The sequence below is a fragment of the Paenibacillus sp. GQ49 genome, assembly GCF_059759055.1.
The window spans coordinates 71,853-97,515 of record NZ_JCAXEL010000011.1 but is presented as its reverse complement, the minus strand read 5'-3'; the positions used below and the strand labels follow the sequence as shown (position 1 = coordinate 97,515).

Genomic DNA, 25,663 nt, shown 5'->3' with positions numbered 1-25,663 from the left:
AGGGAGGTACTTAAGGTGAAAGAAAAAGAGAGCACGCTCGATCGTGCCGTAAGATTTACCCGGAATCTGGAGTGGTTGGAACAAGTCGAAAAGGTAATTCCGAGCGGATGCAGCACTTTAGCCAAAGCACCTGAACGTTTATTTCCCGGGCATACACCCGTATGTTGTGCAGAGGCTTACAAATCCCGATTTACAGATATCGACGGTAATGAATGGCTGGATTGCGAAATGGCCATGGGTACGGCGTCCTGGGGCCATGCGAGGCATGAAGTCCAATTAACCGTCATTCACCAGCTAAAAAAAGGGACAAGCTTTTCGGTTCCGGCCGACATCGAGCTTGAATGCGCCGAGTTGATTCTGGAGCGGTTCGAGGGTCGTTATCCGTCACTGCGCTTCACCAAGAGTGGGGCCGATGCAGTGAGTGGGGCCGTACGACTTGCCCGTGCCGCAAGTGGCAAAAGCAAGGTTATTGCGACGGCTTATCATGGGTGGCACGATTGGTCTGCCTACGGCTATTATGGTGGCCAGACGAAAGAACGGGGCATTCCAGTAGATATCGAGCGTTCAACAATCTGGGTCAACAAACCTACCGCGGAGCGAATTGAAGCTCAGATTACCTCATCTCCCGAGGATATCGCATGTATTGTTTTATGTCCCAACGAGTGGAAAAGGGACGCGCTCGAGGAAGTCGTAAACCTATGCCGGTCTCTGGACATCATTATCATATTTGATGAGGTCACTTCCGGTATTCGAATGGGAAAACAGGCTACAGCAGGAGAATATGACATCTGGCCTGATCTGCTCTGTATCTCCAAAGGTATGGCAAACGGTTTACCGCTCGCAGCGGTTTTGGGGCATGAGCACTTGATGTCTCTGTCGGGACAGGTCCGATTCAGTAATGCCCATTCCAGCGAAACAACAGCACTCGCGGCAGCCATTGCCTGTGAACGATTAATGAAAAATGCGAAAGTATGGCCGACCTGGCGTGAACCGGCAACCCGGATCATGGATCGTCTGGAATCTGAACTTGTGTTACTCGGATTGACGGATCAATTGGAAGTGAAGGGGACGTATGCAAGCTTCTGCATTCAATCCCTGGCTGAAGATAACTTCCAAACAGATCCTTTCCGCGAGTTCATGGTGAAGAGAATGGCTCACTTCGGCATCTTCACCAAAGGTTACTTTATTTTCTCGGATGCCCATACACGTGAAGAGTTGTTGTGGGTCGAGGAAGCGCTGCTGCAGATCCTGTCAGACTGGAAAGAGATTCAGAAGCAGGAACATCTTCATGCGATGCAACTTTCGAAAACGTTTGAAGCTTAATCCATAGATCATAATCAACAATCGACTAGGAGGAATTATTCAATGAAAGCACTCGTATATCAGGATCTCAAAAAGGTGACTTACCAGGAGATTGAGGAGCCAACCATTCAAAAGCCAAACCAGGTGAAAATTAAAATCTATGGTTCCGGCATCTGCGGGACAGATCTGAATATTGTCAAAGGCAAAGTGCCAGCAAATAAAGGAACGATCATTGGTCATGAAGGTGTAGGCACAGTGGTTGAGGTGGGCGACGACGTTCGTGGTTTCAAGATCGGTGATCGGGTATTGGTAGATCCCACGCAATCTTGCGGTACCTGCTCATACTGCCGTGAGGGTCTGTTCATCTACTGCGAGAATTTTGATGACTATCAAGTAGGGATGACGACACACGGAACCTTTGCTGAATATTTTGTCGGGGACGAAAAGTATATCTATGCCATCCCGGATTCCATGAGTTGGGAAACGGCCATGATGATCGAACCACTGGGATGTGTACTTCAGACGTTCATGAAAGCAGGGACTAAGCCAAGTGACTCCGTACTGGTCCTCGGTTCTGGTGCAATCGGTTCCCTGTGTCAGCTTGTTAGCAAACGATTGGCAAGGCTTACTGTAGGCACGGAAGTTGATCCATACCGCAAAGAGTTCGCTTCAGGGATCGCGGATCATGTGTTCTATCCTCAGGATCTGACACTGGATAAAGTATACGAGATCAATAATAACAAAAAGTTTGATATTGTAGTGGACGCGGTTGGTAACCAGCTTCATGTAGGGTTTGAGCTGATTGCCAAAGGCGGCAAGATTATTCCTATGGGATATGACGACAGCTATGAGGTGACGTTCAAATCAACAGCCGTCATTAATGATGGCATTAGTATCATTGGCGCGGTGGCTAATCACTCGATGATCAGTACGGCACTGAAATTTGCCCAAAGCATCCCGGAACTGGAACAGATGGTGACAGCCAAGGAACTGCTGAGTGATTATGAACAGGCCTTTAATGGAACGATTGGTTATGACATGCATACTGGAGAGAAGTTACCGATGAATTCGGTCAAAACAGCTCTTATCCTATAAGAGGTACTATAAGCATGTAGACATTAGCGGGTTTGCCGCTGCGAGAAGTTGGAATTCGCAGCGGTGAAAACCGCAGAAGGAAGGGATATCGATTGAAATTGCTTCAAGATTTGCCGAAGAATCCACGCTACTCCATTTTACTTGAACCGGTATGGGCCATTCCGGGCACGATCGTTCTCTTTTACGCTCCTTTATATATGAAGGAAGCCGGACTTTCGGACATAGAAATTGGTTTAATCAATTCGGTGAATCTTTATTTTGCCTTTATCTTTCAATTGTTTGCGGGTTCCATTACGAATAAGCTGGGCCGGAAACGAACAACACTGATCTTTGATCTGCTTGCCTGGAGTGTTCCCATGTTCATCTGGGCCTTCTCCCAGAACTTCTGGCTGTTCCTGATCGCTTATTTACTGAATGCAACATCCAAGTTTGTAACGGTCGCCTTTAACTGTCTGATCATAGAGGATGTGGAGGAACACAAACGATCCAAGGTATTTGCCATTCTCAACATGATTATTACAGGGGCTGGGGTACTCACGCCGATTGCCGGGGTGGTCATTGCTGATTATGGTATTGTGCCTACACTCGCCAGCATTTACTTTGTCGGGGGTATCCTGATGACCGCCATGTTCTTCATTCGTAACCGATACACGGATGAGACCGAGGTCGGCAAGGAACTTATGGGATTGCATAGTAAAACCCGCGTGCTTCAGAGCTTGGGTTCCAGTCTGCGCCTGTTTGGCAAATCGTTCTACAAACGAAGACTTTTTCCGATTATTCTGATCACGGTGTTATCCAATCTGATCTTGCAGCTGAATTTCTTCCAGGTCATTTTCTTCAAGGAACAGTTGAAGTTTGATGACCGTGTCATTTCGTTTATCCCAGTAGTGACTGCGGTAACCGTCATGCTGCTCTATCTGGTTATCATTCCGCGACTGAAACGGCGTTCGGAAGAAAAATACGTTGGTTTTTCCATCGTGCTTAGCACGGCCGGAGCCATTCTGTTTCTGTTGATCCCTGTGGGGAATATAGGGATGTTGTTTCTCACGCTAATCGTGCTCGCTGCGGGTAACTTCATTTTGCAGACGTACCGGGATTCCCTGCTGATGAACCGATTGGGTACGCATGAGAAAGCCGATATGTTCTCGGCTGTGCAGACCGTCATGACGCTTACAGCCATTCCATCCGGTTACCTGACGGGCCTGCTCTATCATCACAATCCAACACTGTTGTTCAGTGTCATTCTTGGTCTATATGTTGTACTCATGGTCATCATGTTCTTCCTGCCAGATCCGCAAAAGCACTCCCAAGTGCTGGAACCTTACAAAAATATGTAGAAAAAGGGGTTTACTGTATCTGGAGCGAATATGTAGTACAGAAAAAACTAGAACATATGAACTAAAACGTATTTAACTTGGGAGGCTGCTAACAAATGACTAACGTAATGACAACAGAAGCACGGAAGCAATGGAGCTGGATGAACGAGCCCGAAATCTGGTCCTATACGGATCAGGGAGGTGTGCTGGTTGAAGCGAAGGCGGACACCGACTTTTTCCAAGATCCAGCGGGCAAGCACATTCGTGCAACCGCACCATTTCTGTCCATGCCTGTGCCTGGCGATTTCGAAATCACAACCCAATTAACCGTTGATATGAAAAATCAATATGATTCCGGATGCCTGATGGTGATGGCGGATGATCGTAACTGGTGCAAAATTTGTTTTGAGTATGATGGAAAAGTGCCTACCATCGTGTCGGTGGTGACACGTGATGGTTCATCTGATGATTGCAATTCGGTTGAAGTCTCCGTACCTAATCCCTACCTGCGTATACGCAAAGTAGAGGACTGCATATCATTCTTTTATTCACCCGATGGGGATGAGTGGAAACTAATTCGTTATTTCGGCATGCCGATACAAGGGGAACTTCGAGCTGGATTAGTTGTTCAGTCGCCGACTGGAACGGGCTGTACGTGTCACTTTTTATCCGTGAACGTTACTCATCCGGACTTGACCGCACGTTTCTAATCCGCTCCCCTGGCCGATCACTGGAGGGAGAACAGGTTCATGGTAAAAGCATTTATCTTTGATTTTGATGGACTCATTGTTGATACAGAGACACCTTGGTATTATGCGTTTCGCGATATTTATGAAGAGCACGGAGTGGAACTTGGTCTGGAGCTATGGTCGAAAAATGTGGGGACATCCTTTGAGGAGTTTCATCCATTTCTGTATCTGGAGCAAGCGCTCCAAAAAAAGATAGATCATGATCATATCAAACTTCTCTCTGAACAGAAATACGAAGTCTATTTGGGACAGGCTGCCATTCTTCCAGGGGTGTATGAATTGCTTCAGTCTGCGAGGGAGAAGGGGATTCAGCTTGCGGTTGCTTCCAGCTCCACACGGGACTGGGTGCATGGTTACTTGCAGAAATTAGGCATTTTTGATTATTTCACAGTCGTTCATACATCCGAGGATGTGAAGCGAGTGAAACCGGACCCTGAACTGTACCTTCTTGCTCTCCAGAGTCTTGGGATCGAGGCTTCCGAAGCGATTGTGTTCGAAGACTCACCTAATGGCTTGAAGGCAGCCAATGCAGCAGGTATTCGGTGTATCATCGTACCTAACGAGGTAACGCGTGGTCTGGAATTCGCCATGCATGAACTGCGGTTATCCTCGCTGGCCGAGATTGATGTGGAGGCGCTCTAATCCAGATACTGCTTGCGTAGCTCGATAGGGGAGATCCCTTCGTATTTTTTGAACACTGACCCAAAGTAACTGGCACTGTTGAAACCAACGGCTTTGGCTATTTCATGAGCGGTCGTAGCGTTATTTTCGATGAGCATTTCCTTGGCTTTCAACAACCGATATCGCATCAGATACTCCAATGGAGTCATTTGAAATTCTTTTTTGAATATCCGATTGAGGTGCTGCTCGGTAACGTCCATCTGATCAGCTAACAAGGGGAGAGAAATATCCTGATGATAATTTTGTTTGATAAAAGTAATGAGTGCATCCAATCTTAATCGGGCATCAGAACGTTCGTAAGCACTATAGCGTTCACCTTCAATGGTTAATCTGACCAAAAGCATGTACAGTAATGCGGATACGTGCCAGATCTGATCCTTGTGCCGGGACTGCAGCGCCAACGTAATTTCACGCAACAGGATATGAAGCATTCCATCCGGCTTGAAGGCGCGCAGCTCCCCGATCTGCAAGGTATGCAAGAACCGTGGCAATAAATAGCCATTGAAAGACAGACAATCAAATCGTAATGAATCACTTAGATTGTGGTAACGGTAGGTTACTTCCGGGAACAAAATGAGAGCGGTCCCTTTTTTGATCGAAAATTCATGATTTTTTGCTGCGATTCGCCCTGTTCCTCCGATGCACTGTACAATGCTGTAATCCCGCGAATGGTCGCTCCAATTCATCAATTCATCAACGGTCAACTGGTTTTGCCCTGTAATCATGAGCGGCATATCGGTATCCAGCGGATTCCCCATACTAGGTTTCGGCATCGTCGTGTTATTCCTCTTTTCGTTAAAGGATCATGTGCGTAAGTGGCGTGGTTACAGCGTTAAAAGAAACCTAAAAAGAATTATATTACATAAATGGAATAATTTTAATTGAATGACGGGCAATATATAAAACGTTTTCATATAAATGCTTCAACAATTATTAATTGGATAAATGAGTATGAACTGTGGTCTGATCAGCCTCTATTTATGGATCTAAAAGTATGGACTGCCTTGCCAACAGAATGCGAAACGGTATACGCTATAAGGAATAAGTGATTAAAGAAAGGGATGCAAACATGAAGAAAGTCATCGTAGTCGGGTCGGGTATTCTGGGGGCATCAACAGCCTATCAATTAGCCAAGCGGGGCGCAGAGGTCATCATCGTAGATCGAAAAGATATAGGACAGGCGACGGATGCAGCTGCCGGTATCATCTGTCCATGGCTGTCACAGCGACGTAATCAGGACTGGTATCAGCTCGCCAAGGCAGGTGCGCGGTTCTATCCTGGGATCATAGCGGAGCTTGAGAGTGAAGGAGAAACGGAAACCGGTTATGCTCAAGTGGGCGCGCTTAGTATTCATACGGACGAGGATAAAATCAACAAGATGGAAGAACGGGCATATCTTCGCAAAGAGGATGCGCCGGAGATTGGCGACATTACACCTCTTGATGCCAAAGAAACCCGTGAACGTTTTCCATTGCTGGATGAACGTTATCAATCGGTACATATCAGTGGTGCTGCACGTATAGATGGAAGGGCGCTGCGCGATGCCTTGATCCGGTCTGCACAGCGGAATGGAGCGGAAGTGATCCATGGAGACGCCACGCTTCAATTCGAAGCGGATCGGGTCATTGGTGTGAGTGTTAATGATCAGAGTTTCCTGGCAGATGAAGTCGTTGTCTGTGCAGGTGCATGGGCTAACGAACTGCTGAAGCCACTCGGCATACACTCTAAAGTGCATTATCAAAAGGCACAAATTATGCATCTACATGTCACGGATGGGGAGGATACAGGCCGCTGGCCTGTGATCATGCCACCTTCTGATCAATATCTACTGGCCTTTGATCAACAGAAGATTGTGATTGGTGCCACTCATGAAAATGATGTGGAGGGTTATGATACAAGAGTCACTGCAGGAGGCATGCAGGAAGTTTTGAATAAAGGTCTGGAACTGGCACCGGGGCTAGCCAATAGCACATTCCAGGAAGTAAGAGTGGGGTTCCGTCCGTTCACACCTGGCTTTCTGCCAGTAATGGGGGCTGTCCCAGGCTGGCAAGGTCTGATTACCGCGAATGGACTTGGAGCCTCTGGACTGACCATGGGTCCTTTTATCGGGAGTCAACTGGCGAAACTAGCTCTCGGTATGGAACTGGATATCGATATTGAGCCTTATACTGTTGGCAAAGCAATGGATGAAATTGAAAGAGGTGAGTCATGACATATTCACAACGTGTATCCGATGGAGCGAACTCGTCCGATATCATATATCTGGAGCATCAGATCGGTACGACAAAAGAAAAACTGCGCATAGCTTTGGAGAAACAAGAAACATACAAACGCGAATTGTCGGAATTGAAGTCATCACTAATCAGGAATGTATCCGAAGACAATTCTGAAGAGCAAGTCTTAATGGAGAAGGCAAGCCAAACGAAGAACTTGATTGAAACCCTGTCTCAACAACTGGAGCAACTACAGGAAGCATTAGCGAAACTAGGCGATTGATCGGCTCGTATGGCTTATCTCACTGAGACATCGACAGAAATAATATACGATACGTATAAAACGAAAACCCCTTATATTAAGGGGTTTTTCTGATTTGGTTCAAATGGTTTATATCAATAAATGAACGAATGGTATAAAATGGAATCAGGTGCTGAACTGTCAATTCAGGTACCCATGTAACCAATCACGAAACTATGCTGAGAGGTGGATACCAAATGTATAAAGAAGTGATACGTGTTGAGGACATTACGGGGTTTCAGTCCAGATCTGAAGAGTTTTTCCCACTTCACTGGTTTCGAAAAATGCTGTCCGAGCATCCTGTGTACTATCACGAAGATACAGACACCTGGAATGTGTTCAGATACGATGATGTGAAGCAGGTCCTTAGTAATCATGAGTATTTTTCAGCCGAAGGAACCCGGACAACCATTGCGGTTGGAGCAAAGAACAATGAAGGCACACCTCCAGACAAATTAAACATATCAAGTATCGATCCTCCCCGTCATCAAAAAAGTCGTTCGTTGTTATCGGCTGCTTTTACACCGCGTAGTCTGAAAAACTGGGAGCCACGAATTCGCAACATTGCAGAGCAACTGGTAGCCGATATTGAGCCGAATACGACCATTGATATTGTTCAAGCGTTGGCTGCTCCGCTCCCTTCGATGGTTATGGCTGATCTGCTCGGCATCCCTCTCACAGACAGCCATCGCTTCAAGAACTGGGTAGATATTCTGTTTCAACCTACCAATCCGAAGACTGCTGAAGAGAGTGAACTGAAAAAACAAACTGCCGCTCAAGAGTATTATCAATTCCTGTATCCTATTGTGGTTCATAAACGGACTCATCCTGGTGAGGATATCATTACCGATCTGTTGAACGTGGATGTTGAGGGGGAGAAGTTCACGGAGGATGAGGTTGTTCGCACGACCATGCTTCTGCTTGGAGCCGGTATAGAGACAACGAGTCATATGGTTTCAAATATGTTCTATTCCTTCCTCTACGATGACCCGAGCTTGTATGGCCAACTCAGGCAGAACCCCGAATGGGTTCCGCTCGCAGTGGAAGAAATGCTTCGTTATCGGTTCCATAATGCCAAGCGGCATCGGACAGTAAAGCAGGATAATCAACTGCTCGGAGTGGATTTGAAAAAAGGAGATGTTGTCATCTCCTGGATGAGTGCAGCCAATATGGATGAGCAGATGTTTGAAGACCCCTTTGAGCTGAATATTCATCGTCGTAATAACAAAAGACATCTTACCTTTGGTAATGGCCCACACTTTTGTCTAGGGGCCCCGCTGGCAAGAATGGAACTCAGCATTGCCTTGACAGCATTTGTGGAGAAGATTGCTCGGATTGAACCAGTGGAGTCCTTTGATCTGGAGAATAATCTGGCCACGTCAGCTCCGGGGCAGTCGTTGACCCATCTGCCAGTGAAGATCGTTGGGTAGAAGAGAGGTTCATACGGAGGATACAAACGAAAAGCGGCAGATCAGACGTATACGTCTAGATCTGCCGCTTTGTTATGCAGGCAAGTATGAAGCTGGACACCTTAATTTGAATTCATAGAAACTTTTTGTCTTACCACCTGTTTGATTTCTTCCTCTTTCGCTTGTTTGGTGCGTTTGATAAAGAATGAAAGAACCAAGCCCACAACAGCGATACCGATGATAACAACATATGCATCATTGATACCCTGGATCATGGATTCTGTAGCAAGCTGTTTTTGACTGAGACCATTGGCTGCACCAGTCGCCATCATATCCTGTACGTGTGCTGTTGTACGGGAGGTCATGACACTTACGAGTAATGAAGTACCTACAGCGCCAGCCACTTGTCTGACGGTGTTGGAGATAGCTGTACCGTGTGCACCAAGTCTTGGTGGCAGTTGGTTAAGCCCCGCAGTCTGAATCGGCATCATGAGCAAAGCCATACCAATTCGGCGTCCGGTTGACATGAGTACCAGGTATCCATAACTGGTTGAGTCCGTTAAGTCGATGAAACCAATGGTGGTCACGATGGTGATCACCATCCCGATCACAGCGAGCCATTTCGCTCCAAATCGGTCAAACAATTTTCCGGCTACTGGCATCAGGAAGCCCATGACAAGGGCGCCCGGCAGTAGTAATAATCCGGACTCCAGCGCAGTGTAACCACGTGCGTTCTGGAGATACAGGGGAAGCAACATCATGTCAGCATACATGATCATTGTAATCGCGATACTAATGACCGTGGTCAAGGAGAACATGTTGTATTTGAATGCCCGCAGATCAAGCAGCGGAGTTTCAGAAGTGAGTTGACGCCATGTAAACAGGGCAAGAGCAACAATTCCTGCCGCAATGCAGATAAGAACTTCTGCACTTGACCATCCCAGACTTCCTGCTCTGCTGAAACCATAGAGCAATGCGCCAAATCCGATCGTGGAGAGCACCACACTGATTGTGTCGAACTTTGTGTTGACCCGTTCGGATACATTCTTCAGGTATACAAATGCAAAAGCAATGACAATAAGAGTTAATGGAATCATGCCGTAGAACATCGTTTGCCAAGAGTAGTTCTCGAGGATATAACCGGCAAGGGTAGGCCCGATTGCAGGGGCAAAAATGATGGCAAAACCAACCATACCCATCGCAGATCCTCGTTTTTCAGGGGCAAACAAGGTCAAAATAACGTGCATTAAGAGCGGCATGATAATGCCGGCACCCGCTGCCTGAATCATACGTCCTGTCAGCAATGTGCCAAAGTTATCTGCAAGAGCGGATACGATGGTACCAATCAGGAAAATAAACATGGAAGCTTGGAATAATTGCTTGGTTGAAAAGCGTTGCATGAAGTAGGCCGTGATGGGGATAAGCACCCCGTTCACCAGCATGTAACCTGTCGTTAACCATTGTGCTGTTGCGGCGGAGATGTTAAAATCACCCATCAGTTCCGGTGTAGCGACACTCATGATCGTTTGATTCAACGTTGCAAGGAAGGCTCCCAAAATCATGATAAACAGGATGGGGCCTTTCTTTACGGATAATTCTTCTTGTACTCTAGCCTGACTCAATCCTTTTCATCCTTTCAATCTACACGTGACTAAATTTACAACGTGTTGTATAGTTTACATTGTATTTATTGAATTATATACATATTCGGACAGATTACAATTTACGTTATGACGTGTTTTCGTCGTTTATTTTACAAATAAAATGAATTTGTTGTGTAAATCAAAAATAAACGACTGATCCTTTAAAATTGTAATGTTTAAAATTTGATAGGAGGGATACACGTGAAAGACGAGAAGAAATCAGCCGTGGACCCAAGAATATTGCGAACACGTCAGTTAATTCGAGGTGCATTTGTTGAATTGCTACAGGAAATGGATATTGAGAAGTTGTCAGTGAACAAAATTGCCGAACGAGCGACGATCAATCGGGTAACCTTCTACCTGCACTATCGTGATATTACGGATATGATGGAGAAGATGGCCGATGAAATGATCGAGAATATTGAACGGATCGTGGATGAATATGCCCCTCATTTTGAGAAACAAAGGACGGAAGAGGCTTGGCCTGTTCTGGTCAAGTTACTGGAACATTTTGCAGGGAACGCCTCGTTCTATCAGGTGGTTCTTGCTACAAAGCGCACACCGATTTTTACCGAACGACTGCTTAAATTGTTAAGTACGCTGGTCAAAGCCAAAATTGATCGGGTAGAGATGGAAGATGAACTCGAAGAATCCGGCATTCATAAAGAAATCGCAATATGGTACGGTTCTTCGGCTCTGATTGGAACCATCGTTGCCTGGCTGCGTAATGATATGCCGTATTCCCCTCATTTTCTGGCGAAACAATTCTCGTTGATTCGCTCGTACTCTTATAATGACCTGATATAATCATGCTACAGTTGCCCCTAACGTTAATAGAGGAGGAATAATGTGATGAAATATAGTGCAGAACGTATCTATGTGAGATTTTGGAATGTGGATGATGCTTCATTGCTTCTGGATTTACAGGTTCGCAACCGTGCGGAAATCGAGAACATATCAGCAAGTGATCGGGACGAGTCTTTCTATAGCTTGGAGGGGCAAAGGTCACTCATTGAGAGCTGGAACAAGAAGAGAGAAGAAGGAAATCGCTATTCTTTTGGTATTTTTCTACATACAACGGATGAACTCGTCGGTGAAATTTCTTTGTTCGAGATCATACTGGATTCTACCCCAAAATGGATCGTTGGTTATGTGACGGATACTCTGCATCAAGGAAAAGGATATATGAGCGAAGCCCTGCAATGTGTACTGGAATTTGCCAAACACGAAACTGAAATTACTCGAATCGAAGCTGGCGCTGTGCCCGATAATACAGGTTCCATCCGTGTCCTTCAAAAAGTAGGTTTCAAGGAGAATGGGTCACAGCCTGTGCCAATCCAGGGAACGTTGAAAGAACATACGATGTTTGCTGTGGATATACTATAAGCAAGATGTTTTACTTTACTATACGTTGAACTATATATTTAAACGTAACGGAGAGGACAGAAAAAACATATGGCTACTATACTCGTTGCAGACGACGATGCGAACATTCGTGAACTCGTCTGTCTATTTCTCAAAAACGATGGATTCACAACAGTGGAAGCTGCGGACGGTAAGGAAGCTCTCACCGTGTATGGCGAAACTCCAGTGGATCTGGTCGTCCTTGATATTATGATGCCTGTCATGGACGGTTGGGCACTGTGCAAAGAACTCCGAAGAGCCAATCCAGACCTCCCGTTACTCATGCTGACGGCGAGAGGAGAGACTTGGGAGAAGGTGAAAGGATTCGAACTGGGTACGGATGATTATTTGACCAAACCGTTTGATCCATTAGAGCTGACCGCTCGTGTCCGAGCATTACTGAAACGATACAAGATCGGCTCCACACACACAATCCAGTTTGGCAACGTCATTCTGGACCGTCAGACGTATAAGGTGATGAGAGGCACGGAGTCGCTTACGTTACCACTTAAGGAGTTCGAATTGCTGTATAAGCTTGCTGGAACACCAGGACAAGTCTATACACGTGAGCAATTAATCGACCAGATATGGGGAATTGACTACGCTGGAGATGATCGAACAATAGACGTACATATTAAGCGCCTGCGTGAACGATTCGCGACTACACCTGATTTTCGGATTGAAACGGTGCGTGGGCTAGGGTACAGACTTGAGGTCTATGAATGATCAGATCCTTATATATTCGTGTTGTTCTGACCTTTCTGGTGTCAGTCATCACAGGCACGATTATTTCATTTTTTATGTCAACCTGGATATTCGAAGATCAATTGAATGAAAATGCTCAAATTAACATACGCAACTTTGGCCAGGACGTTGTGCAGATTTATAAGACGCTGCCTGCTGATGAAGCAGAATCATTCGTTAGTAGAATGAAGCAACTTGATTCGTATCATATTCGAATTTATGATGCAACGGGCAAGTTCCAGTCTTATGGGAAGCTTAACGAACATAAATCATCCCCCGTATCGACGGATCAACTCAAGAAGGTGTTAAACGGAGGGGTTGTGCAGGACACACCTAAAGGTATCGCTACCGTTCTTTTGGGGCTACCGATCAAGACGGAAACGGGTACAAGAGCGATGTTTCTAGAAACACTCTCACCGCCCTCAGCCTCTTTTGTGGTCCAGTTTGGGTTGATTTTTGCAAGCTGTTCCTTGATTGTAGGAAGTTTGTTGATTGTGGTTGCTTCTGTATATCTGGTTAGACCGATCAAAAAACTGACCAAAGCGACCAAACGGATTGCAGCTGGAGACTTCAACGTCAAGCTGAACATTAAACAAACGACGGAGATTGGTACATTGGCCCGCAGCTTTGAAGAAATGATGCATGATCTTCAGCAGTTGGAGAAGATGCGCAGGGAATTCGTTACCAATGTTTCGCATGAGGTTCAGTCTCCGCTCACCTCGATATCCGGTTACGCTTCGGCACTGAAGCAAGTAAATCTCTCAGAACAAGAACGAAACCGTTACCTGGATATTATCATCTCTGAAGCAAAAAGAATGTCCAAAATGAGCGATAGCTTGCTCAAGCTGAGTTTGCTTGAATCGCAGTCACAGCAACTACGGCTCACCACCTTAAGCCTTGATGAACAGATCAGGCGGGTCATCGTGGCGCTTCAGCCGCAATGGTCTGGGCGCAACATTCATTTCGAGCTTGATTTGGAGAACGTGAAGGTAACGGCTGATCACGATCAGTTAAATCAGGTATGGACAAACATCATCGGAAATAGCATCAAGTTTTCCAAGGATGGCGGTATGATTAAAGTCAGTATCGAAGAGGATTTCAAAAATGTGACTGTTCGAATATCCGACACGGGTATTGGAATTCCCCTGGAAGACCAGAAGCGTATATTCGACCGCTTTTTCAAGGCAGATCGTTCCCACAGTCGTAAATACGACGGGAGTGGTATGGGACTAGCAATCGTTAAACAGATCGTATCCCTTCATCAGGGTGACATCCGAGTGGAAAGCGAACCTGGTCAAGGCACGACCTTTATGATCACGTTGCCCATCCATCCACCAGCGGATAGTTAGGCTCACAGAATAGGTAAATGAATAGAATATCCATCGGAGTATCTAGACCGAATGTTCATGCCATGTGTGACATGCAAGCTTCCTTGTATGTTACACATGGCATTTTTTTTGCTTGTTCATATTCCGTTCATATTATGGTCATAGGGAGTACATCTTTGATGATTAGGATTGCATTAGCAGCCTGCTAGGCCAATATACAGATGAGGATAGGAGCAGATGAATGTGAATCAACAAGCAGACAAAGAAGTACAGAGTAAAAGCAAAATCAAGAAAGCGTTAGGCATTTTGTTTAAAGTACTATGCGCAATCATTATAGCAATCTTACTTTTTGTAGCTATCGTATATACCGTCAATAAAATCAGCAGTTATTCGGAGCAAAAAAGAATAGAGCCGTATGGTCAACATGTATCCGTAGACGGAAAAAATATGAATGTGTTCATTCAAGGCGAAGGCGAGGAAACGATTGTGCTTCTGCCTGGTTTTGGAACAGCGGCACCAGCGCTTGATTTTAAACCTCTCATCTCCGAGTTATCTCCATATTATAAAGTTGTCGTTGTTGAGCCCTTTGGTTACGGATTGAGTGATCAGACCAAAAAGGAACGCAGCACAGCAAATATCGTCAGTGAAATTCATGAAGCGTTACAGCGTCTACATATTGATCGTTATATCCTCATGGGTCATTCCATTTCGGGGATCTATAGCCTGGATTACGTGAACAAATATGCAGATGAAATAAGTGCATATGTTGGGCTGGATAGCAGTGTTCCAGCGATAAGTGAACAGAAGATTGATTCATCAGATACACAACCGATTAAATGGTTCCGCAACTTGGGTTTCGCCCGAGTGCAACTGAAACTGAGTGCTGACCCTTATGATGGACTGCCTTATGATGAGCAAACAAAAGAACAATTGAACATTCTGATACGCAAAAATATGTATAATACCACTCAATTAAATGAGGCAGAGAGTATGTATTCCAACTTTAAAGAATCTGAACAACTAACTTTCCCTGTTAATCTTCCAGTTCTTTTCTTTGTTCAAAAGAATCATCCGGCAGCAGACAATTGGGTTCCGGAACACGAGAAGTTAATAGAGAACTCTGTGCGTGGTGAAGTGGTACTGCTGGAAGCAAATCATTATTTGTATCGTTCCCATGCCAAAGAAATTGCTGAAAAATTCAGGGGATTTATGACGCAGCAGTAGATATAAATGAATTGGCTTGTTCATATTCAGTTCATATTGACGTCACGGGGAGTACATTTTCATTGGTTAAGATTTCATTAGCAGCAAAGAAGACAATCGAACTATCAGTTCAAGACAGGAGAAGATAACACTGACGACGCAGCCTGCGGAGAAGAAAACAAAGAATAGATCAAAGGCCAAAAAAGTGAGAAACATGATACTGAAAATAGTAGGAGCAATCGTAATCGTCATTATTCTATTTCTAGGTATTGTTTATATCACCAATGTGATCAGTAGTAATTCAGAGGCCAAGAAAATAGATTCCTATGGTCAGCATGTATCTGTAGACGGGAAAAATATGAATGTACTCATTCAAGGCGAAGGCAAGGAAACGATTGTACTTCTGCCTGGTTTTGGAACAGCAGCACCAGCGCTTGATTTTAAACTGCTCATTGACGAACTATCACCATATTACAAAGTTGTGGCGGTTGAGCCATTCGGTTATGGATTAAGTGATGCTACTGAAAAAGAACGAACCACAGAGAATATCGTAAGTGAAGTTCATGAAGCTCTGCAGCAACTCGATATGCATCAGTATATGCTCATGGGTCACTCCATTGCAGGCATTTATGGCATTGATTATGTGAACAAATATCCGGATGAGGTCACGGCATTTGTCGGAATTGATAGCAGTGTTTCAACACAACCGGGTATGGATGCCAAATTACCTACTAAAACGTTCGCATTTCTTAAAAAATCAGGTCTCCAAAGATTGGTGGTCAAATTTAGTAGTGACCCCTATGCTGGACTCGCATTTGATGAACATACCGTAGAGCAGATGAACATGCTGTCGAATAAAAACTCGAACAGTTCCACGACTTTGAATGAAATGGACCATATTGCTTCCAATTTTAAAGGAGCCCAAGGATTAACCTTCCCTAAAAACCTTCCACTTCTTCTCTTTGTACAAGCGAATAATGAAGGTGTAGAAGGATGGATTCCGCTGCATGAAGGGCAGATCAAAGATTCGGTACATGGAAAAGTAATCACAATGGATGGTGAGCATTACTTGCACCATACGTTATTCAAAGAAATAGCCGAAGATGTTAGAGCATTTATGAACGAAGCGAAGTAAAAATTCTGTAAAAGTCCGTGATGAGAGAGAGGAATTCAATTGAGATTATTTGAGATACTGTTAGTTCTATCCTGTTTCGCTTTACTCGTAGACCTACTATTTATTAAAAGAAGTGCAAAGAAAACAGGCTTGGGTTTGGGTATAGGAAGTAGCGTTATATTATTAGTTCAATTGTTTGTTGAGGGATACAGATGGCAGTTGCTTGTGGTATATATCATGACGGCTCTATTTGTAATTATTGTTTTACTCAGACATTCCGAAAAGATGATGAATCTAAAAATAGGGAAGTTCTCAAAATATAGTTTATCTTCCCTGATTGTCATTCTGCTGGTTGGTTCTACTGCCTTGTCTGTATACTTACCTGTCTTTAATTTGCCGAAGCTTGATGGTCCAGAGAAGGTGGGTACTCAAACATTTCATTTAACGGACCAGAACAGAGACGAAAGCTTCACTGAAGATCAAAGCGATAAGAGGGAACTAATGGTTCAAGTTTGGTACCCTACTGAAAATAAGAATAATATCAAGCGTGACACGCTGTTTCCAAAAGATAAAGAGAGGTTCAATAAGTATATTCAGAGCTTCTCTAATTCTTTAAAACTGCCTGAATTTGTGCTCGACTATTGGAAGTATAGTCAAACCAACTCTTATGAAAATAGTGAAATATTGTCTTCTACAAGTCCTTATCCCGTGATACTGCTATCTCATGGTATGGGAACCAGTAGAGTTCTACATGCATCACAGGCCGAGAATCTGGCCAGTCATGGGTTTATCGTGGTCACCATCGATCATACGTATAGCACCTTTGCTACCCTTTTTCCAGATGGCCGTGTAACGGATTATAAAAAAAGTACGACTACACTAGATGAACGTACAAAAACAGGGGATATATGGACGAAAGATGTGGAGTTTGTAATCGATCAAATCGAAAAGCTGAATTCAGGTGAAATCGAAAGTCAATTTAAAGGGAAGATCGATTTAAATAACATAGGCGCGATGGGGCATTCTTTTGGGGGTGCAACCGCGTTTAATGCAACTTATCTAGATCAGAGAATCAAGGCCGGGGTTAATATGGATGGGTCACTATATGAAGTGGAAAATAGAGATGATATAAACAAGCCATTTATGTTCATCCGATCGGGAAGTTTTGAAGACTGGTTAGCCAATTTTGAAGTGGATAGAAATTCGGATGATGAAGTAACTAAATCTCTTTCAGATGAGCTGCACATTATGAAAAATGTTATCAATCATGGGGGAAATGTGATTTATGTAGAAGGAACCCAGCACTTCAATTTCACAGATCTTCAGTTCTATTCGGAGCTGGTTAAACTGTCCGGTATCACAGGAGATATCAATGGTAAAAGAGGATCAAACATGGTAAATCAATATGTACTCGATTTCTTTAACAAGCAACTGAAAGGAACGGGTGGAGATCTGATTCAGGGACCAAACGACTTGTATCCAGAAGTGAAGTTTATAGATCCAAAAGAGCTCTAATCCACCAACATATTAAAATCAGGAGATGATGTGAATGGGACGACAAAAGGGAAAACGCACTTCAATCGCCGTGTTAACGCTGGCATTAACGATGTTAGCTCCAATGTCTGCAATGGCTGCGCCTCCTACAAGTAGCAGTGATTTTACGTATGAACCAACCAAGAAAACGGTGATGGAGAAAGCCAAGTTACTCACCGAGAAACATGGAATCACAAGTCTGCAATATGCCCTTATCGATGGTGGCGAGATTGTGGTGTCCGGTCAGATGGGTAAAAACGATAAAAACAACAAGGTGCCTCTTACGCCGGATACGATCTATGGCATAGGATCAACGAGTAAAATGTTCCTCACAGCTTCTGTTATGAAGTTAGTTGAGGAAGGCAAGGTGGATTTGGATCTGCCTGTTGTGAACTATATACCTGATTTTCAGATGAAAGATCATCGCTACAAACAAATCACACCACGCATGCTGTTGAATCATTCTTCCGGTCTGCTGGGTAGCACGGGCAGCAATGCCACATTGTACGGGGATAATGATACGTACTCACATGATACGTTTCTGGACCAATTGGCGAGTCAAAACCTGAAGGCAGATCCCGGTGCATTCTCCGTGTATAGTAACGATGGGTTTACGTTATCCGAGATTATGGTTGAACGTGTTAGCGGCATGAGTTTTACCGCATTTATACACCAATATTTTACGGAACCTTTAGACATGAAACATACCAAAACACCACAGGATGTGGTTGACACGGCAGCAATGGCGGGAATCTATTCTCCTATGTATGAGGGTCAGCTTCCACAAGAGAATTATAATGTTATTGCTACTGGAGGCATTTATTCCACCGCTGAAGATCTTGCGAAGTTTTCACAAATCTTCACGGGAGAGGTCCAAGGCATTCTTACCGATAAGTCTGTAGAAGCCATGGCGCAAGAAGAGTACAAAAAAGGCATGTGGCCAGAGGGTGGCGATACGTCTATATCTTACGGATTAGGGTGGGATAGTGTAAATCTGTACCCATTCAGTGAATATGGTATCAAGGCAGTAACAAAAGGTGGAGATACGATATCGTATCACTCATCATTAGTCGTACTGCCGGAATATAATCTGGCTGCAGCCGTTACCTCATCAGGTGGGACAAGTGCCAAAGATCAGTTCATTGCGAGTGAATTATTACTCAGCGCACTTGAGGAAAAGGGCATCATTACAGAACGGAAGCCGGAAAAATCGTTTGGTGTTCCAGTGAAGGCAGATATACCTAAAGAAATAGCCACGAATGCAGGTATATATGGCGGCAATAATTCAGTTAAGAAGATCGAAATGAATACTGCTGGACAAATGACTGTATCCACACCCGTAGCTCCAAGTGATCCGGCTCAAATATACACATATACAGCAGATGGTACTTTTGTTAACGATGAAGGCACGGAAAAGTTGAAATTTGTTAAGGAGAAGAATGGAAGGACTTATCTGTGGTATCGATCTTATATATCCTTGCCAGGACTTGGACAATTGGCATTCTCCGAATATAAAATGGAGAAGCTGGAAGCCAATGAATTATCCCAGGATATTACGGCCTCATGGGAGCAACGTGAAGGTAAAAAATATTACCTGGTGAATGAGAAATATACATCAACGGTTTATCTCAATTCGGCAACAATCCTCCCTATCCATTTGGACAAAGAGACCCCGGGGTATATATCCAATACTAAAATTATTGGAGCAAATGAAGCAGTCACGGAGCTGCAAATCCCTGGCATGGCAGGACGGGACGCAAAGGAAATTTATTTCGCTGAAAAGAATGGAGTGGAGTACATTGAAGCCGTAGGTAGCGTATACGCCAGTGAGGAAATGGTACAGCCACTATATTCGGGTAAACAATCTCTATCAACAATTCAAGCAGACGGATATGCCAGATGGTTTTTGGTGCCAGCAACGGTAAAAGGAAAAGTCATGACGGTTAAAATGCCTGCAACTGGCGGCTTTGCCGTATATGATCAGAAGGGTATTTGTATTAATCACACCGTAGTCAGTGGTAAGAATGAGGTTGTTTTACCAGAAAACGGCCGCATTGTATTTGCAGGTGACGTGGATTCCACATTTGAAATTTCATTGAAATAGTAACAATAGATTTGGTGCAGTGAAAGATGATGATTTTCGAAGGAGTAAAAATAGTGAAAAACAAAAGAAGTCGCGAAACCGCGGCTTTTTTCTGTTGAGGAAATGGTGAATATACATACTTCGTAAGCTATTGGAAAATTTAGGTTGACACTTCATTTTGTCGCGTATACAATCGTATACATGAACACGTTGTATACATATGTATACACGTAATGGGGGTGGCACAAATGAGAGATCGTCCTATCGAAGAGATGGATGGAAGCGTACGTCAAGGTGAGCATCCGAGACGTGATATGAGTGACAATGAGCAACGTGGTGAACGTTCCAGACGTGGAAGGGGTCATGGTGAACATGAGGGAAAACGGGGCCGTGGTGCGCAGACATTCCGTCGCGGCCGAATTCTTGTATTTCTGGAACAAATGCAGAATCGGAGAACAACGCTTGTCCGACAACTTGGACAGGAGGAGTATGAACATATTCGCCCGGTGATCAGTGGGGAGTTAAAAGCTATTGATCAGGTCATCGACGAGTATATCCATCTGTTCGAGCTGCAAAATGAAGATGTAAACCCCAATAAGGATCTGGAGAGTGAGAGTGAATAAGTATGATTCGTCGTTTTTTTTCGTATTATCGTCCCTATAAAAAACTGTTTTTGATTGATTTTGGATGCGCTGTACTCGCAGGTCTTCTGGAGTTGGCTTTCCCCCTTGCCGTCAGCAAATTCATTAATGAATTGTTGCCAGGTCAGGATTGGCCTCTCATTATGCTTGCCTGTGTTGTGCTGTTATCCATCTATGCACTTAATACCGTATTGAACTATGTAGTTACATATTGGGGACATATGCTGGGCATTAACATTGAGACCAACATGCGTGAGAAGATGTTCGCTCACTTGCAGAAGCTGTCCTTCCGTTTCTTTGATAATCGTAAAACAGGTCACTTAATTGGTCATCTTACGAATGATCTGAATGATATCGGCGAGGTTGCTCACCATGGACCTGAAGATGTATTCATCGCAGTGATGACTCTGATCGGCTCGTTCTGGCTGATGGCTAACATTAATCTGGAGCTTGCGCTGCTTACCTTTATCATTATCCCAATTATGGCTTGGGTGATTATCGTATTTGGTGGTCGGATGACAAAGACGTATCGGCGACTTTTCGGAGATGTCGGCAATTTCAATGCGCGTATTGAAGACAACGTCGGCGGTATGCGTGTTGTGCAATCGTTCGCCAACGAAGAACATGAGAAAGAACTTTTTGCAGTGGACAATCAGAATTTCCGTAAAACCAAACTGCTTGCCTACAAAACGATGGCGAAAAGTATCTCGGTCAGTTATATGATGATGCGACTGGTTACGGTATTTGTCATGATCAGCGGGGCATGGTTTTATATCGATGGCAGAATCAATATGGGTGACTTTATGGCCTTCCTGCTTCTGTCTAATATCTTCTTCCGCCCAATTGAGAAAATCAATGCCGTCATAGAAAGTTATCCAAAGGGTATCGCTGGTTTCAAGCGTTATCTGGAGATCATTGATACGGAACCTGAAATTGCGGATAGCAAAAACGCCGTTGAATTCGAAAGTGTGAAGGGTGATATTCGCTTTGAGAACGTCTCGTTTGGTTATGAATCCAGTCGGCGTATTCTAAGTGATATCAGTCTGTCTGTTCGACCAGGGGAAACCGTTGCTTTTGTTGGTCCTTCGGGTGCAGGCAAGACGACGATCTGTAGCCTGCTTCCCCGATTTTATGAGGTAGAAGAGGGACGTATCACTGTGGATGGCGTCGACATTCGTAATGTTAAGCTTCAATCCTTGCGCAAGCATATCGGAATCGTTCAACAGGATGTATTTTTGTTCTCGGGTACCATTAAGGAGAATATTGCTTATGGGGATCTGAGTGCAACGGATGAACAAATCTGGGATGCCGCTCGTCGTGCCTCGTTGGAGGAATTAATTCTTACGTTGCCAGACGGTATGGATACAGTCATTGGGGAGCGTGGAGTCAAGCTATCCGGAGGACAGAAGCAACGGTTATCTATTGCTCGTATGTTCTTGAAAAATCCACCCATTCTTATTCTGGATGAGGCAACCTCCGCGCTGGATACGGAAACAGAAGCACTGATCCAACAATCACTCGCTGAATTGTCGGTGGGCAGAACAACACTTGTGATTGCACACAGACTGACAACTATCAAGAATGCAGATCGAATCATCGTAGTAAACACAGATGGCATCGCTGAGCAGGGCAACCATGAGGAATTGGTCGCCGCTGGAGGGATATACAGCCGTCTTCATCAGGTGCAATATAGTCACTCTTAATCCATGTAAATTGAACAAAAAAATGATTACACTCGTCACTTCGATGACAGAACAACCTTGCCGCGCATATGCGTGGCTTTTTTCTGTTTGGATGTTAAAAATGAAGTTTTAAATGCTATGCAAAATATAATGTTGACAACGTCCACTAACGTGACTATTATAATGTTGACAATGTCCACTAAAAAGGAGGGTTTGACATCAACTCTCAGTACATAAATCCAGATATACTGGCTGACATGCGACGTTTTAACCGTTTTTATACCAACATACTTGGTGTACTCGACAAGCATATTCTCGGAACAGGGTATTCCTTTGCAGAAGTACGGGTCATTATTGAGATTGGAATTCGGGGAGAGAGCATTGCGAACAATCTGGTAGATACACTGACCATTGATCGCAGTTATATGAGCCGAATTGTGAACAAGCTGTCCAAGGAAGGACTGCTGGTGAAAGTGGATTCTGCTGCCGACAGCCGGGTCAGTCTGATTCGTCTGACAGCCAAGGGTGAGGAACTGTATGCCCAATTGAATGATCGATCCGATCAACAGATCCTGAAGCTGATGCAAGAATTGAATGAAGAAGAGATTCAAGAGGTATACACCTCCATGATGAACATACAAGAGAAGTTGAACAAGAAGGCAGGAGAGACCACACGATGATACGATTTGAATGTGATTATAATGAAGGTGCGCATGAACGAATTTTACAAAGACTGATGGAAACCAATATGGAACAGACGAGCGGGTATGGCACGGATGAGCATTGCGAACGGGCGAGAATGCTTATTCGTCAGGCCTGCGACAATGAGCAGGCTGATGTTCATTTCTTGGTTGGCGGTACACAGACGAATACAACAGTGATTGCGTCTATTTTGCGACCGCATCAAGGTGTGATTGCTGCTATCTCTGGACATATTGCAGTTCATGAGACGGGGGCTATTGAAGCTACGGGACATAAGGTGCTCACGGTTCCAAGCGAGGACGGAAAGATCACGCCAGAGCAGGTTAGAGCAGTCTATGATGCGCACATGAATGAGTCGTCACCGGAACACTGTGTTCAACCAGGAATGGTCTACATATCCCAACCAACGGAGAATGGAACGATGTACAGCAAGGCAGAACTGCAAGCATTGCATACAGTGAGCAGAGCATGTGGTCTTCCGTTTTTCGTGGATGGAGCACGTCTTGGATATGCACTCGCTTCACGCGATTGCGATATGACACTTGCTGACCTTGCACGCTTGTGCGATGTATTTTACATCGGGGGAACCAAGATTGGCGCATTGATGGGAGAGGCGGTTGTTATCCTGAATGAAGCGCTGAAACCGGATTTTCGTTATATGATCAAACAAAAAGGTGGCCTGCTTGCCAAAGGCAGATTGCTGGGAATCCAATTCGAAACATTGTTCGAAGATGGTCTGTACCTCGATATTTCTCGCCATGCCGTAGATATGGCCTTGAGAATTCATGACTCACTCGAACAGCAGGGGGTACGCTTCCTGTACGATTCACCAACCAACCAGCAGTTTCCGATTCTGCCTGATCGTTTGCTTGAGAAATTACGCAGCGGTTATACCTTCTCCTTCTGGGAAAAGGTTGACGATACACACAGTGCGGTACGGTTCTGCACCAGCTGGGCAACTCGTCAAGAGAATGTGGATGCACTGACTCGTGATATCGCTCAATTATTGCACGGAGAGATCCACGTGCCAGAACGGGTCGAAGCATTGGTCTAATCTTGTTCAAAAATTAAGGAGAACAGCTCCGATTTCCTTTCATAAATACGAGTATTTTGAAAATTCCAAAAGATATTACGCAGAATTCTGATATTGAAAAGAGGACAATCCATTGTGGTTGTCCTTTTTTGGGTTTGCCTTTTTGTGAGATAGGGAGTGCATACTCGGTTACCTCCTCACAGATTTAACCTACTTACATTATAAAGCTTACCGTACAGAACCAAAAGAGGGCCTGAGAGGATCAGGCAATCAATTAAGACGATTGATATACCGCTTGCAGCCCATGACTCGGCATACTAAGAGTATGTTAACAGAGCCAAGCGATTAAAGTTTATCGAAAAGTTGGGTGAACAAAGTGATGAAGTGTTTATCAAACCATGTGAGGCAAATTTTGATTGATAGGCTCGAATCACAGATCAAGTATGAAGAAAATTCTGTACATCGAGAGATATACTTCACATGCTGGTTAGAGCTAGTTACCGTAGAGGTCGAGACAACATCAGTTTACAGAACAAATTCAAGGAGAGTATGAAATATGGAATATGTGGGCTAACAAAATCTCAGTTGATCCGAATTCTTAATGTTAAAGTCGCCATTCGGCGGCTTTCTTTATAGTGATCTGATGAGTGAATTGACAGTTTCTTTATATTGGGGTTATTATAGATACATTAGATCCTTAATTGAGAAGGAGATTATAATCTATGAATAACGGACATTCATCCGGTCAAGTGAACGACTCATCGAGTGGTCATTCCGCTCCTTTTGCTACGTTACAGGAAGCACCTATCTTATCCTTGCTCCAGCCATCCCAAGGTGAACGAATCCTTGATGTAGGTTGTGGCAATGGGGATCTGACAGCGAAAATCGCAGCCGCAGGAGCGCTGCCAACAGGTATAGATTTTTCAGAAGAGACGATTAGGCAAGCTAAACAGAAATACCCTGATATGAATATTCAAGTAGCAAATGCTTGTCATTATCGGTCAGAAGAACCGTTTGATGCGGTTTTCTCTCATGCCGTTCTGCATTGGATAAAGGATGCTCCAGCTGTAGTACAATCAATACAGTTAGCGCTCAAGACGGGCGGACGATTCGCGGCTGAGTTTGCTGCAAATGGTAACACGGCTATATTAATTACAGCGTTACAGGAAGAACTGGATGCCCGTGGATACAAATGGGAAGGACGGAATCCGTGGTATCACCCGACCATTGGCGAATATGCTAATCTTCTGGAGCAACACGGATTTCGAGTTAGTCTGGCCCAGCACTTTGATCAATTTACTCCGTTCAAGCCAGGTGCCAGAAAGTGGTTGACCAGCTTCGCGGAGTATTTATTCAGTGGTATCACACCTGCGGAACAGGATGTTATTATGGAAGCTGTTGAGAAAAAAGTACAGTCACAACTGATGCTGGATGGACAGTGGTATCTGGACAGAAGCCGACTGCGAGTTGTAGCTATTAAGGAATAG

The 25,663-nt window shown here is 44.4% G+C and carries 23 protein-coding genes; 21 read left to right on the top strand and 2 right to left on the bottom strand.

Annotation, left to right across the window (positions count from 1 at the left end; all coding sequences use genetic code 11):
* Positions 1 to 15 precede the first annotated feature (15 nt).
* From AC6CIF_RS19325 to AC6CIF_RS19305, 5 genes are all read left to right on the top strand, one after another.
* Entirely contained in the window at positions 16 to 1,323 is a 1,308-nt protein-coding gene (locus tag AC6CIF_RS19325; RefSeq protein ID WP_498201188.1) for an aminotransferase class III-fold pyridoxal phosphate-dependent enzyme, read from the top strand.
* Between the two features lie 42 nt (positions 1,324 to 1,365).
* On the top strand, positions 1,366 to 2,397 hold the full coding sequence (locus AC6CIF_RS19320) for a zinc-dependent alcohol dehydrogenase (RefSeq protein ID WP_498201186.1): 1,032 nt from the start codon (positions 1,366 to 1,368) through the stop codon (positions 2,395 to 2,397).
* A 92-nt stretch (positions 2,398 to 2,489) separates the two neighbouring features.
* On the top strand, positions 2,490 to 3,734 hold the full coding sequence (locus tag AC6CIF_RS19315; RefSeq protein ID WP_051449724.1) for an MFS transporter: 1,245 nt from the start codon (positions 2,490 to 2,492) through the stop codon (positions 3,732 to 3,734).
* Between the two features lie 95 nt (positions 3,735 to 3,829).
* Positions 3,830 to 4,423 carry a DUF1349 domain-containing protein gene (locus AC6CIF_RS19310; RefSeq protein ID WP_498201184.1) on the top strand — a complete coding sequence of 198 codons (594 nt, stop codon included), beginning with the start codon at positions 3,830 to 3,832 and terminating at the stop codon, positions 4,421 to 4,423.
* Between the two features lie 39 nt (positions 4,424 to 4,462).
* Entirely contained in the window at positions 4,463 to 5,104 is a 642-nt protein-coding gene (locus AC6CIF_RS19305) for an HAD family hydrolase (RefSeq protein WP_047842847.1), read from the top strand.
* Here AC6CIF_RS19305 and AC6CIF_RS19300 read toward each other — a convergent pair.
* Positions 5,101 to 5,916 (bottom strand): AraC family transcriptional regulator, encoded by an 816-nt coding sequence (locus AC6CIF_RS19300; RefSeq protein ID WP_498201181.1) that lies wholly within the window; start codon positions 5,914 to 5,916, stop codon positions 5,101 to 5,103. The two genes, AC6CIF_RS19305 and AC6CIF_RS19300, sit on opposite strands and share 4 nt — an antisense overlap.
* Positions 5,917 to 6,212: 296 nt before the next feature.
* Here AC6CIF_RS19300 and AC6CIF_RS19295 point away from each other — a divergent pair, with 296 nt between their 5' ends.
* From AC6CIF_RS19295 to AC6CIF_RS19285, 3 genes are all read left to right on the top strand, one after another.
* The gene (locus AC6CIF_RS19295) at positions 6,213 to 7,355 is read left to right on the top strand and encodes an NAD(P)/FAD-dependent oxidoreductase (RefSeq protein WP_498201180.1); all 1,143 of its coding nucleotides are present in this window, start codon (positions 6,213 to 6,215) and stop codon (positions 7,353 to 7,355) included.
* Entirely contained in the window at positions 7,352 to 7,639 is a 288-nt protein-coding gene (locus AC6CIF_RS19290; RefSeq protein ID WP_498201178.1) for a hypothetical protein, read from the top strand. Before AC6CIF_RS19295 ends, AC6CIF_RS19290 begins: the two co-directional genes overlap by 4 nt.
* 215 nt (positions 7,640 to 7,854) lie before the next feature.
* A complete protein-coding gene (locus tag AC6CIF_RS19285; protein ID WP_498201176.1) occupies positions 7,855 to 9,087 on the top strand; it encodes a cytochrome P450 in 1,233 nt (410 codons plus the stop codon).
* Positions 9,088 to 9,188: 101 nt separating this feature from the next.
* On the opposite strand, the gene AC6CIF_RS19280 is transcribed toward AC6CIF_RS19285, so the two are convergent.
* Complete coding sequence (locus tag AC6CIF_RS19280; RefSeq protein WP_498201260.1) at positions 9,189 to 10,628, bottom strand: DHA2 family efflux MFS transporter permease subunit; 1,440 nt, start codon at positions 10,626 to 10,628, stop codon at positions 9,189 to 9,191.
* A 282-nt stretch (positions 10,629 to 10,910) separates the two neighbouring features.
* Here AC6CIF_RS19280 and AC6CIF_RS19275 point away from each other — a divergent pair, with 282 nt between their 5' ends.
* From AC6CIF_RS19275 to AC6CIF_RS19215, 13 genes are all read left to right on the top strand, one after another.
* Positions 10,911 to 11,516, top strand: a complete 606-nt coding sequence (locus AC6CIF_RS19275) for a TetR/AcrR family transcriptional regulator (protein WP_498201174.1) — start codon at positions 10,911 to 10,913, stop codon at positions 11,514 to 11,516.
* Between the two features lie 45 nt (positions 11,517 to 11,561).
* Entirely contained in the window at positions 11,562 to 12,095 is a 534-nt protein-coding gene (locus tag AC6CIF_RS19270) for a GNAT family N-acetyltransferase (RefSeq protein WP_498201172.1), read from the top strand.
* Positions 12,096 to 12,164: 69 nt separating this feature from the next.
* On the top strand, positions 12,165 to 12,839 hold the full coding sequence (locus AC6CIF_RS19265) for a response regulator transcription factor (protein ID WP_076211879.1): 675 nt from the start codon (positions 12,165 to 12,167) through the stop codon (positions 12,837 to 12,839).
* A complete protein-coding gene (locus AC6CIF_RS19260; protein WP_498201170.1) occupies positions 12,836 to 14,206 on the top strand; it encodes a sensor histidine kinase in 1,371 nt (456 codons plus the stop codon). The genes AC6CIF_RS19265 and AC6CIF_RS19260 overlap by 4 nt, the downstream gene beginning before the upstream one ends.
* Positions 14,207 to 14,422: 216 nt before the next feature.
* Positions 14,423 to 15,409: an alpha/beta hydrolase gene (locus AC6CIF_RS19255; RefSeq protein WP_498201168.1), complete on the top strand. Its 987-nt coding sequence runs from the start codon at positions 14,423 to 14,425 to the stop codon at positions 15,407 to 15,409.
* 193 nt (positions 15,410 to 15,602) lie between these two features.
* The gene (locus tag AC6CIF_RS19250; RefSeq protein WP_498201166.1) at positions 15,603 to 16,523 is read left to right on the top strand and encodes an alpha/beta fold hydrolase; all 921 of its coding nucleotides are present in this window, start codon (positions 15,603 to 15,605) and stop codon (positions 16,521 to 16,523) included.
* 39 nt (positions 16,524 to 16,562) lie between these two features.
* Complete coding sequence (locus AC6CIF_RS19245) at positions 16,563 to 18,017, top strand: alpha/beta hydrolase family protein (RefSeq protein ID WP_498201164.1); 1,455 nt, start codon at positions 16,563 to 16,565, stop codon at positions 18,015 to 18,017.
* A gap of 34 nt (positions 18,018 to 18,051) precedes the next feature.
* Positions 18,052 to 20,139, top strand: a complete 2,088-nt coding sequence (locus tag AC6CIF_RS19240) for a serine hydrolase domain-containing protein (RefSeq protein WP_498201162.1) — start codon at positions 18,052 to 18,054, stop codon at positions 20,137 to 20,139.
* A gap of 227 nt (positions 20,140 to 20,366) precedes the next feature.
* Positions 20,367 to 20,741: a hypothetical protein gene (locus AC6CIF_RS19235; protein ID WP_498201161.1), complete on the top strand. Its 375-nt coding sequence runs from the start codon at positions 20,367 to 20,369 to the stop codon at positions 20,739 to 20,741.
* A gap of 2 nt (positions 20,742 to 20,743) precedes the next feature.
* Positions 20,744 to 22,462 (top strand): ABC transporter ATP-binding protein, encoded by a 1,719-nt coding sequence (locus tag AC6CIF_RS19230; RefSeq protein ID WP_036670808.1) that lies wholly within the window; start codon positions 20,744 to 20,746, stop codon positions 22,460 to 22,462.
* Between the two features lie 236 nt (positions 22,463 to 22,698).
* On the top strand, positions 22,699 to 23,121 hold the full coding sequence (locus AC6CIF_RS19225) for a MarR family winged helix-turn-helix transcriptional regulator (RefSeq protein ID WP_036670809.1): 423 nt from the start codon (positions 22,699 to 22,701) through the stop codon (positions 23,119 to 23,121).
* Positions 23,118 to 24,197, top strand: coding sequence for a threonine aldolase family protein (locus AC6CIF_RS19220; protein ID WP_498201158.1), 1,080 nt, complete (start codon positions 23,118 to 23,120; stop codon positions 24,195 to 24,197). The genes AC6CIF_RS19225 and AC6CIF_RS19220 overlap by 4 nt, the downstream gene beginning before the upstream one ends.
* Before the next feature lie 701 nt (positions 24,198 to 24,898).
* Complete coding sequence (locus AC6CIF_RS19215) at positions 24,899 to 25,663, top strand: methyltransferase domain-containing protein (RefSeq protein ID WP_498201156.1); 765 nt, start codon at positions 24,899 to 24,901, stop codon at positions 25,661 to 25,663.

Coding starts and splice junctions, on each gene's coding strand:
- AC6CIF_RS19305 (WP_047842847.1), top strand. CDS start 4,463: ATGGTAAAAGCATTTATCTTTGATTTTGATGGACTCATTGTTGATACA.
- AC6CIF_RS19220 (WP_498201158.1), top strand. CDS start 23,118: ATGATACGATTTGAATGTGATTATAATGAAGGTGCGCATGAACGAATT.
- AC6CIF_RS19300 (WP_498201181.1), bottom strand. CDS start 5,916: ATGCCGAAACCTAGTATGGGGAATCCGCTGGATACCGATATGCCGCTC.
- AC6CIF_RS19235 (WP_498201161.1), top strand. CDS start 20,367: ATGAGAGATCGTCCTATCGAAGAGATGGATGGAAGCGTACGTCAAGGT.
- AC6CIF_RS19260 (WP_498201170.1), top strand. CDS start 12,836: ATGATCAGATCCTTATATATTCGTGTTGTTCTGACCTTTCTGGTGTCA.
- AC6CIF_RS19215 (WP_498201156.1), top strand. CDS start 24,899: ATGAATAACGGACATTCATCCGGTCAAGTGAACGACTCATCGAGTGGT.
- AC6CIF_RS19310 (WP_498201184.1), top strand. CDS start 3,830: ATGACTAACGTAATGACAACAGAAGCACGGAAGCAATGGAGCTGGATG.
- AC6CIF_RS19240 (WP_498201162.1), top strand. CDS start 18,052: ATGGGACGACAAAAGGGAAAACGCACTTCAATCGCCGTGTTAACGCTG.
- AC6CIF_RS19250 (WP_498201166.1), top strand. CDS start 15,603: ATGATACTGAAAATAGTAGGAGCAATCGTAATCGTCATTATTCTATTT.
- AC6CIF_RS19225 (WP_036670809.1), top strand. CDS start 22,699: ATGCGACGTTTTAACCGTTTTTATACCAACATACTTGGTGTACTCGAC.
- AC6CIF_RS19320 (WP_498201186.1), top strand. CDS start 1,366: ATGAAAGCACTCGTATATCAGGATCTCAAAAAGGTGACTTACCAGGAG.
- AC6CIF_RS19290 (WP_498201178.1), top strand. CDS start 7,352: ATGACATATTCACAACGTGTATCCGATGGAGCGAACTCGTCCGATATC.
- AC6CIF_RS19295 (WP_498201180.1), top strand. CDS start 6,213: ATGAAGAAAGTCATCGTAGTCGGGTCGGGTATTCTGGGGGCATCAACA.
- AC6CIF_RS19265 (WP_076211879.1), top strand. CDS start 12,165: ATGGCTACTATACTCGTTGCAGACGACGATGCGAACATTCGTGAACTC.
- AC6CIF_RS19255 (WP_498201168.1), top strand. CDS start 14,423: ATGAATGTGAATCAACAAGCAGACAAAGAAGTACAGAGTAAAAGCAAA.
- AC6CIF_RS19230 (WP_036670808.1), top strand. CDS start 20,744: ATGATTCGTCGTTTTTTTTCGTATTATCGTCCCTATAAAAAACTGTTT.
- AC6CIF_RS19285 (WP_498201176.1), top strand. CDS start 7,855: ATGTATAAAGAAGTGATACGTGTTGAGGACATTACGGGGTTTCAGTCC.
- AC6CIF_RS19270 (WP_498201172.1), top strand. CDS start 11,562: ATGAAATATAGTGCAGAACGTATCTATGTGAGATTTTGGAATGTGGAT.
- AC6CIF_RS19280 (WP_498201260.1), bottom strand. CDS start 10,628: ATGATTTTGGGAGCCTTCCTTGCAACGTTGAATCAAACGATCATGAGT.